At 44.7% G+C, this 9,253-nt stretch carries 9 protein-coding genes; 7 read left to right on the forward strand and 2 right to left on the reverse strand.

What is annotated here, in order from left to right:
• Both GRP75_RS14240 and sda read left to right on the forward strand, forming a co-directional pair.
• Nucleotides 1-379: YheC/YheD family protein (locus GRP75_RS14240; protein WP_237449048.1), on the forward strand; the 379-nt coding region annotated here is incomplete at its 5' end.
• Nucleotides 380-628: 249 nt separating this feature from the next.
• On the forward strand, nucleotides 629-772 hold the full coding sequence (gene sda, locus GRP75_RS14245) for a sporulation histidine kinase inhibitor Sda (protein WP_007431918.1): 144 nt from the start codon (nucleotides 629-631) through the stop codon (nucleotides 770-772).
• Nucleotides 773-934: 162 nt separating this feature from the next.
• On the opposite strand, the gene GRP75_RS14250 is transcribed toward sda, so the two are convergent.
• Nucleotides 935-1,939, reverse strand: coding sequence for an NAD(P)/FAD-dependent oxidoreductase (locus GRP75_RS14250; RefSeq protein WP_023990157.1), 1,005 nt, complete (start codon nucleotides 1,937-1,939; stop codon nucleotides 935-937).
• 237 nt (nucleotides 1,940-2,176) lie between these two features.
• Between GRP75_RS14250 and GRP75_RS14255 the strand changes: the two genes are divergently transcribed.
• The 4 genes from GRP75_RS14255 (at nucleotide 2,177) to GRP75_RS14270 (ending at nucleotide 6,623) form a co-directional block, all read left to right on the forward strand.
• Nucleotides 2,177-3,367, forward strand: coding sequence for an NAD(P)/FAD-dependent oxidoreductase (locus GRP75_RS14255; RefSeq protein WP_160789617.1), 1,191 nt, complete (start codon nucleotides 2,177-2,179; stop codon nucleotides 3,365-3,367).
• A gap of 135 nt (nucleotides 3,368-3,502) precedes the next feature.
• Nucleotides 3,503-4,009, forward strand: coding sequence for a MarR family winged helix-turn-helix transcriptional regulator (locus tag GRP75_RS14260; RefSeq protein ID WP_069080305.1), 507 nt, complete (start codon nucleotides 3,503-3,505; stop codon nucleotides 4,007-4,009).
• A gap of 113 nt (nucleotides 4,010-4,122) precedes the next feature.
• Nucleotides 4,123-5,460 (forward strand): HlyD family secretion protein, encoded by a 1,338-nt coding sequence (locus tag GRP75_RS14265; RefSeq protein ID WP_160789618.1) that lies wholly within the window; start codon nucleotides 4,123-4,125, stop codon nucleotides 5,458-5,460.
• Nucleotides 5,457-6,623, forward strand: coding sequence for an ABC transporter permease (locus GRP75_RS14270; protein WP_160789619.1), 1,167 nt, complete (start codon nucleotides 5,457-5,459; stop codon nucleotides 6,621-6,623). The genes GRP75_RS14265 and GRP75_RS14270 overlap by 4 nt, the downstream gene beginning before the upstream one ends.
• A 187-nt stretch (nucleotides 6,624-6,810) precedes the next feature.
• On the opposite strand, the gene hemQ is transcribed toward GRP75_RS14270, so the two are convergent.
• Nucleotides 6,811-7,590 (reverse strand): hydrogen peroxide-dependent heme synthase, encoded by a 780-nt coding sequence (hemQ, locus tag GRP75_RS14275; protein WP_160789620.1) that lies wholly within the window; start codon nucleotides 7,588-7,590, stop codon nucleotides 6,811-6,813.
• Nucleotides 7,591-7,934: 344 nt separating this feature from the next.
• On the opposite strand from hemQ, the gene GRP75_RS14280 reads away from it, so the two are divergent.
• A partial coding sequence (locus GRP75_RS14280) for a replication initiation and membrane attachment family protein (RefSeq protein WP_160789621.1) occupies nucleotides 7,935-9,253 on the forward strand: 1,319 nt, incomplete at its 3' end.

Genomic DNA, 9,253 nt, shown 5'->3' on the forward strand with positions numbered 1-9,253 from the left:
CCAACTGGCAAGTATTCAAGGTAGACCTGTCGACTATCGAGTCAAAGTCGTGAAGGAAGGGCAGACATGGGATTTTCGTGCGGTGGTTGCACGTCATGCTCGTCCCGGACTGGTCATTACAAATCTGTGCAAAGGGGGAACTTTGCTGAAGGGAACAGAGGCGCTTCGGATGATATATCCCCGGCGGCTTGCTATTCAAAAGCGGCGCGAAATCATTCAACTTACACAGCGCTGTATTCCTGTACTGGAAAGAAGATTTCCTGGGATCGGACAACTGGGATTTGATTACGGGCTTGATCAGAGTGGACGGGTATGGATTTTAGAGGTTAATACAAGACCGCAATCAATTTCTGATTTCTTTAAAAAAATTCCAATATAATCTATTAACAAGACGCTAAATAAAATATATTTGTATAAATAATAAAAATATTTTTTTTGTGTTCGAGCGTCAAAATTCTGTGTATAAATATTGTCCACATTATCCCCTGTCACATATATGGGTTAACGACACTTACCAACAATTTATACACAGGATCTCCACAATTGACTGTGGATAACAGAACGCTTGTTCCGATTTTGGTATTTTGATAGAATAGATTTTGAAATAAAAGGAAAGGTTGTGTCGAGGATGGCTATGCTGACGGATGAAATGCTTTTGGATTCCTATCAGATGGCAATCGAGCTTAAACTTGAATGTGACTTCATTGCACTGTTGCTGGCTGAGATTCACAAAAGAAATCTAGAGATGAATACAGCCGTAGTCCTTCATTAGACCGGACAAGCTCTCGTACTGCGACTGTAAAGTCATTCAGGGTTCGAATGACTTTACAGACAATCACTGCAACGAATAGGCACACCGTAAAAAAGGGTATTTCACTCCAAAGATTCAAATTTGGAGTAAAATACCCTTTTTTGTCATAGTCTAAACTAGACACTACAATTTCATGTTACTGCTGTGGCCGGGAGACAACTTGGCATCTGGATCTACATAGACCTTGGCGTTGTTGACTGCCGTAGGAGCTTCACCAAAGCCGACCGCAATCAGCTTGAGCTTGCCTGGATAGGTCGTAATGTCCCCTGCGGCGAAAATGCCGGGAATATTTGTTTCCTGGCGAGAGTCGACCACGATAGAGTTACTTTCGATTTCAATTCCCCATTCAGCAATCGGGCCAAGTGTGGATACAAATCCAAAGTTAACGATCACATCGTCCACTTCAATTTCCTGTGTTTCTTTGGTTTTTACATGAGCAAGAGTGACTTTGGTAATCGTGTCTTCTCCATGCAATTCTGTAATTTCCGTTGGTGTAATAACGTTTACTTTGGAAGCGAGGAGGTTTTCGACACTGTGTTCATGCGCACGGAATTTGTCACGGCGGTGAATCAATGTAACCTGTTCTGCAATCGGTTCCAGCATAAGTGCCCAGTCTACAGCAGAGTCACCACCACCGCTAATTAGCACTTTTCGGCCTGCAAATTTGCTCAGGTCGCTGACAAAGTAATGCAGGTTCGTTTTTTCAAAACGTTCGGCACCTGGAAGCTCCAGTCTGCGCGGCTCGAAAGCACCCACACCAGCGGTAATAATAACCGCTTTACCATGATACTCGCCACCTTTGTCTGTTTTTACGATGAAGTGGCGTTCTTCCTTTTTCTCTAATGATACGACTTTCTCTTCTAGCTGCACCTCTGGATTAAAGTGGTTCATTTGTTGAACCAAATTGTTAACCAGTTCCTGTGCAGTCACTTTAGGAAAGCCAGCGACGTCATAGATATATTTTTCAGGATAAAGGGCTGCAAGCTGGCCGCCCAGTTGGGGCATACTTTCAATTAAGGTGACGGACGCCTGACGCATTCCCCCGTAAAAAGCGGCGAAAATACCGGCTGGACCGCCTCCGATAATAATCAGATCGCGGATTTCCGCACCTGTGGATTGAGCTGTCACTCTAAAACACCTCCGAAAGGGATAGTATGGGATTTGTAGATATTGAATCAGCCGCATAGAGGTTCAGATAGCCGCCGAACGCATGATTCACTGTTTATCATTATAAACTGCTGGGTTCCGCTTGCAAAGTTAAAGCGGTTAATATTTGATGAAGACTTTTCTGTGAGTATAAATTAACCGTTTTGAGAGAACAGCTGTGAATAATTAATGATTATGTATATCGGAAGGGGTAGAAGCATGAGCAGTATTCCCAAAATTGTCATTGTGGGCGCCGGATATGGCGGTATATTGACGGCTCAGCAATTGCAAAAGGATCTCAAGCACAATGAGGCGGATGTCACACTGATCAATCGACATGATTACCACTATATTACGACACATCTTCATATGCCTGCTGCAGGTACGGATACGATTGAGCATTCAAGGATTCCGATTGCCCAGCTAATCGATGAGTTCAAGGTGGATTTAGTCAAAGGAACGGTTAAGGAAATCATACCGAAGGAGAAAAAAATCGTGCTGGAGGATGGATCACTCTCCTATGACTATTTGGTCATTGGATTAGGCGGCGAGCCAGAAACATTCGGTATTCCGGGAATGGATAAGTTCGCGCTGACGATTCGCAGTATTAACTCGGTTCGCCTGATTCGTGAGCATATTGAATACCAGCTGGCCCTGTATAAAAATGACGGTAAACCAGGTCGCCTCAATTTCGTCGTAGGAGGCGCTGGTTTTAGCGGCATTGAGTTTGTAGCAGAATTGGCGGATCGATTGCCACAGCTGGCCAGAGCCTATGACATCGATTTTAACCGGATTCAAATCATTAACGTCGAGGCAGCTCCTACGGCGCTGCCAGGGTTCGATCCTGAGCTGGTGGAGTATGCGATGAACGTCCTTAAGCATAAAGGGGTCACCTTCCGCATTGGAATTCCGATTAAGGAATGCTTGCAGGATGGTGTAATCGTTGGTGAGGGGGAGAAAATCGAAGCGTGCACGGTGGTCTGGACGGGAGGGATCCGTGGGAACGGATTAATCGAGAAAGCCGGATTCGAAGTGATGCGCGGAAGGGTGAAAATCGACGATTTTCTGCATGCACCGGGCCACGATGATATTTTTATTATCGGGGACAGCTCCCTGATGTTTAATCCTGAAGGACGCCCTTATCCACCGACTGCCCAAATTGCGATGCAGCAAGGGGTTCTTTGTGCCAAGAATCTGGCCGCTACTCTTCGCAAAAAGGAGCTGCACAAGTTCATATTTTCCAACAAAGGGACGGTTGCTTCTCTTGGAAAAGGGGAAGCCGTCGCCGTGGTGGGCAAACGCAAAATAAAAGGTTGGGTGGCCGCACAATTGAAAAAAATTGTGGATCTCCGCTATCTGTTCATCATTGGCGGAATTCCACTGGTACTGAAAAAGGGACGGTTTTTCTAAAGGTAGAAAGGTTTCCTTGACTCCTAAAAAGGAGCATGGAGACCTTTTTTATTTAGGCGAACAAAAAAAGGTATTGACTCATAACTATTTGACGACGTATAGTATGGTTACTAATTACAGAGGGGGAGCTTCACATTGAATTCTGATTTTAACATCAATGCTGATCCCAGGAAAATAAATTTATTGACTGAAAAGTTTCCAAATGTGGATTCCCGATCGTTGAATACGTTAGTACTTTTCGTGCAGACAGCTCACGAGGTGTACAATGGGGTGTCTTCCAGACTGTCTGAGTATGGGGTATCTATTGGAAATCTTAAAATTCTAATGCCTTTGTATTTGTATGACCGTTCGTTAACTCCCTCCGAGTTGGCTGAGTATTCCGGAGTTACACGTTCAACAGTAACCAGCGTAATTGACAAGCTGGAACGGGACGGGATCATCCGAAGAAGTACGCTAACGGATCGACGTATGACCGCGATTTCTTTGACTGATGAAGGAAAACAGTTAATGACGGAAAGAATTCCACTGTTCATTCAGCTTTTTTCGGATTTGATGAATGAATTTACGCAGGAGGATCATGATCTTTTTGCAACACTCTTACAGAAGCTTTCCTCAGGTGTTGAACGGATAAAACAGGAATAATCAAATTTCCCGGCTTAAATAGTTAGACGTCGTACTATCAGGCTCCTTATTTGTTTTTGACTATTATTTTTAACTATCATTGGCTAAATCATCATGAAGGAGAGTTTATTGTAATGAACAAAAAGATCATCGTGTACGTTTTACTTGTTGTCGCGTTAGGTACCGGGGGTACGCTAATGGCAATGAGCGGCAAGGATGCTGTGAGTATGGCAGCCCAACAAAAAAATACACTGCTTACGGCAGATACCGTGAATGTTGCTTTTCAGGGCGTAGGGGGAAGAGTAAACACGATTGAGGTGAAGGAAGAACAACAGGTGAAAAAAGGGGATGTGCTCATGACCCTCGATCCTGTAGACCTTGATTTGCAAATTGAGAAATTAAAAACGGATATCGCACAGGCTGATGTGAAAATAAAACAGGCTAAAGACGGGTTGCAAAATCAGTCGGAGAAAATTTCGAATTCAGAAAAACAGGGGCAATTGGACATTCAAGCCGCGCAAGCGGGAGAGTCCTTATTAAACCAAGGCACACGTGCGGAGGATATTGTAAGACAAAAGCTGGCTATTGAAGCAGCACAGCAATCGTTGGACGCAGCTCTGACAGGAGTAGAGACAGCCAAAAGAAATGCGGAAATCGCACAAAAAACAGTATCATCCAGACAACAGGCTCTGGACTTGGCTAAAGTGAATTACAACCGTATCAAAGCGTTATATGATGCCGGAGCTGGAACCAAAGCAGAACTGGATAACGCCAAAAACCAACTGGATAATGCCCAAATCGCGTTAGATACAGCTAAGGATCAGGTTGAAATTGCCAATAACCAGATTACAGCGGCTAGCAAACAATCGGACATTGCTAAAAATGGGATCGCTCAGCAGCAAACCGCTTTGGATAAAATGGAGGCTGGCGCGACTGCTGAGGAACGCCAGCAGGCTCGTATCAAAACAGAAAAAGCCAAGGAAGCCTTGACTCAAACCTCGCAAACACGAAAAGATGTTAAGAATAGCGAATACAATGTGGATCTTCTGGCTCAACAAAAGCAGGCATTGAGTGTTCAACTCAAAACTTTGGAATTGCAGCGCGGACGTATGGTGCTGAAGGCATCTACAGATGGTAAGGTGGCACGTATTGTACCTAAAATGGGAGAGATCGTTTCTACGGGGGCAACGGGCGCCGTTATTGAAACCAATCAGCTATACTACGATATTTATGTGGGCGAGGATTCCATATCACAGTTTAAAGCTGGGGAAAATGTGACTTCGCACGTTGTAGCTTTAGATAAAGATGTCCAAGGCAAGGTGAGGTACATTACTTCTGCCCCTCAGTATACCAACATGAGAATGAGTCGGGACAAAGGTCTGTCGGATATAAGCTCCTTCCAAGTACGGGTGGATGTCCAGCGCACATCTGAATTATTGCCTGGAATGACGGTAGAGGTTGTGACGAAATGAAGGCGTTTATAGAAGAATGGAAGCTGATGATCAGCGGCAAGATGGTTTTTATCATGCTGCTCGTTCCTATCGTAGTAGCTGTAGCCTTTGGATTTGTTTTTAAAAATAATCAGCTTAACGATGCCTCTGTAGCTGTAGTCGATTTAGATCATAGCAGTTATAGCCGACAGCTTATTAATAAATTAGATGCATCGCAGTATATTGATGTACGCCATGTGCAAGAGAACGAAACCGATCCGAATTTACTTTTATATAATGAAAAGTTTTTTGCGGTGATTTACCTTCCAGCTGGGTTGGAGGAAAATAGGATTAAAGGAGTTCAGAGCAACATCGGTTTTTATGTAGATAATACGGTAGGTCAGGCTACTGGAAATCTACGCTCGGCAGTCACAGAGATTATGGCGACGGAAAATGCGATGCTGGCTGGTGGTGGATTAAAGGGTATGGGAATGAGTGACAGTCAGGTTACAGGGCTTACTTCCAATATGCTGCTTCAGCAGCGCCTGTTATATAATCCTACCAATGCTACTTTGATGACCTCGGTTATGGGGTTCATTAATACGGTCATGATTTCACTGATTGGTGCTACTGTACTGACAATTGTCCCGCGATTGCGGGAGCAAGGAAGATTAAAAGAGGAGCTTCAGCATTCGTATAGCTTGATTCTTAGGGTGTTGCCGTATGCGTTAGTAGGATGTGTGTCCTTTTACCTGTCCATTGGTTTGCTCAAGCAAATTGGCGGACTACGCTTTGAAGCGAATGTATGGCAGCTCAGTATTCCATTTCTCCTGTACACGATTACGTTGGGTTTGTTTGCGATGGCTTTAGGGTGGAATGCGGCCAATCCTGGAAAAGCTTCCCCACGCCTCATGCTAATTATACTGCCTTCGTTTTTACTGAGCGGCGCTCAATTGCCAGTGGCTATGCTGCCTCCATCGCTGCAATATGTAAGTAACATTCTCCCATTGACCTGGCATTTCAAGTTTTTGAGAGGTATGGGCTTTAAAGGTGGAAGCTTAAAATATTTTATTCCCGAGTTGGGAGGCTTTTTGATCTTACTAAGTGGTTTGCTGCTTATTATCTTTATCCTGATCGCTTTGGAGAAAAGAAAGCTGGCGAAAAGTGAGGATACATCCGTAGGGGGCGAGCCTGTGCTGCAATAATCAGAGATATCATTCCTTGGTTATGACCTGGCAATCATAAAGAATACGATTTAATCAGGCACCCGTGAGGGGCCTTTTCTCTTCTATTATAGCTTTAGGTCTTATAAAAAAGGATTCCGTCGTCCCGAAAGTGGGAGTTCGCGGAATCCTTGATTGTATGTTGCGACATAGTTCCGACGCTTATGGTTTACAGCTTCAACATGTCTTCAAATGTCTCTTCATTTAACACACTGCCGACATAGAAGGAGCCGAATTCACCGTAACGGGCACTGACTTCATCAAAACGCATTTCGTAGATTAGCTTCTTGAACTGAAGTGCGTCATCGGAGAACAGTGTTACGCCCCATTCCCAATCGTCAAAGCCGACGGAACCGGAAATAATTTGCTTTACTTTGCCAGCATAGCTGCGTCCAATTAAACCGTGGCTGCGCATCAAGGTGCGACGCTCGTCCATCGAAAGCATATACCAGTTGTCGTCCAGGTCACGTTTTTTGTTCATTGGATAGAAACAAATATAACGGGCCTTGTTTAATACAGGCTTCAAGCGTGCGACGATTTGTGGATTTTGCATTGGATCTTCATCTTTGCTCAAATAATTACTTAGTTCCACCACACTCACATAAGAATAGGTTTTGGTTGTATATTTGGCGAAGGTTGTTTTGTTAAAATCATTTTCCAGTTTATTGAGGTCTTCCAGCGTTTCGCGCAGGTGCATCATGACAAAATCAGCCTTTTGTCCGACAACAGTATAGACAGCTGAACTGCCCAGACCCGCTTCCTCGGTAACGTTCCATTCCTTCATAAACTCTTGAAGCTCGTCCAGTGCTCCGGCGCGCTCTTCATCGTCTGCGGTCTTCCATGCTGTCCAGTTGATGGACCGGAAATCGTGAAGCGCATACCAGCCTTCCAGTGTGGGGGCTACTTCGTTGGGAGTTGCTGGGGTTTGTTGAGGTTGATGTTGACTCACGATCTACACTCCTTTACGTCTGTAAATGATAATCAGCTTAGCCGAAATATGTGTACTTCCTTATATCATTCCTGTATCCAATACGTGATGCTTAACCATTATATTGTAGCTCAAAGTAAAGCTTTTCACCAATGAAAGAAGTGTGAAGAATTTTATTTTTACCATGATACAGGTCACAAAGTCTTAAAATAGTTAGTATTCTCGAAAAAAGTAGAAGTCAGACGAATACGGCTGCCAAAAAGGAGAACAATTGCCCTTATTTTGTTGGTCCCACGAGAAGGCAAGTATGATAGAATAGAAAAACATCTTGGAGACCGTTATGTCAGGAAAGGAAGAATGTTGGAATGCGGATGAAAAACCTGCTGCACTATACTGAGAACCACCGCTACTGCGTTTATCGGGAATTTGGCTTGAGCGCACTGGATGAATTGATGCTGGGAAGCGTCTATCAGCCGATGGTAGGCGCATTTGCGGTCAGTCTGTATCGACTGTTGTTCCAGCATGTGCCAGTCGGACAAATCGGTTATTCGCCGTTGGAACAGCAGCGTCGCCTTTTTCTGACACTGGGACTGGAGCCGAGTGAGAAGGGACGCAAGTATTTGATTGAACAGACCTCCAAGCTGGAGGCCGTCGGTCTGTTACAGACGTCCAGGCTGTATGCACCCGAAACGGACGACTATATGTATGAATATGAGATGCAGCCGCCGCTCGCACCTGCTGAATTTTTCAGAACGCAGCATCTCACCCTTTTGTTGAGAGACAAAATCGGTAAGTTTGCAGTGCTTTCTCTGAGAGAATCGTTGTGGAGTAGGGAATCTAGCGAATGGTCGCAATCTTCCTATAATAAAGAAAATATTTCGATTCCTTTCTACGAGTTATTTGAATTGAATACCCATGTTATAGATTACGAACTGGAACAGGCGCTGTCCGAGGTGTCCACTAGCCGTCAGACTGGACCACTAGCGTCAGAATCGGAGGAAGCATTGAATTATGCAGATATTATTCTCCGTTTTCCGCGTGAATCTGCCAATCGCAAGCACGTGGAGCGTCTCCGGTTTGAACACGAGCAGTTAGGCATGGTCAATTACGTTGTTCGCAAATTTGACCTTTCTGTACAGGATATTAGTCGCTTGCTGGATGAGGATGGTATTTTTACCGAAGCAGGCGACTTGTTGCTTGACGAGCTTCAGCTTCGGGCTAGTCAGCACTCCAGACAGGATCGGAAGCGTCAGGAGGAACAGCAGGTACAGGCCGCCAAAGTGGTCGCCTTGCGCCAAAGAGAAGCTTCCACACCTGAAGAGCCGCCTGCAGAACAGGCTGTGGAAATGGAATTTTATGTGGAGGTTCCACCACAATTCACAGCCAAGTGTGACATTCACCAATATAATATGATGTTGCGCAACGAGCCTTATCGCCGTTTGCTGCAAACCTTTTTCCCCGGCACGGTTCCCGGTAACCTGCTGGATATATTTGAGAAAATTGATATCAGCTATAAGCTGCCCGGTGAAGTCATCAATGTGCTGATCCATTATTTGATGTCACTGCTCGTATCGGGGAGCGATCAGCGAATTAACCGAAACTTTGTCGAGGCCGTTGCTTCCAACATGCTGCTTAAGCAGGTAAACACTTACGAAAAAGCCGTTCAATATATAAGGGATCAAGC

The organism is Paenibacillus sp. OT2-17 (genome assembly GCF_009827695.1).
Taxonomy (GTDB): Bacteria; Bacillota; Bacilli; order Paenibacillales; family Paenibacillaceae; genus Paenibacillus; species Paenibacillus polymyxa_B.

Coding starts and splice junctions, on each gene's coding strand:
- sda (WP_007431918.1), top strand. CDS start 629: ATGGCTATGCTGACGGATGAAATGCTTTTGGATTCCTATCAGATGGCA.
- GRP75_RS14255 (WP_160789617.1), top strand. CDS start 2,177: ATGAGCAGTATTCCCAAAATTGTCATTGTGGGCGCCGGATATGGCGGT.
- GRP75_RS14265 (WP_160789618.1), top strand. CDS start 4,123: ATGAACAAAAAGATCATCGTGTACGTTTTACTTGTTGTCGCGTTAGGT.
- GRP75_RS14270 (WP_160789619.1), top strand. CDS start 5,457: ATGAAGGCGTTTATAGAAGAATGGAAGCTGATGATCAGCGGCAAGATG.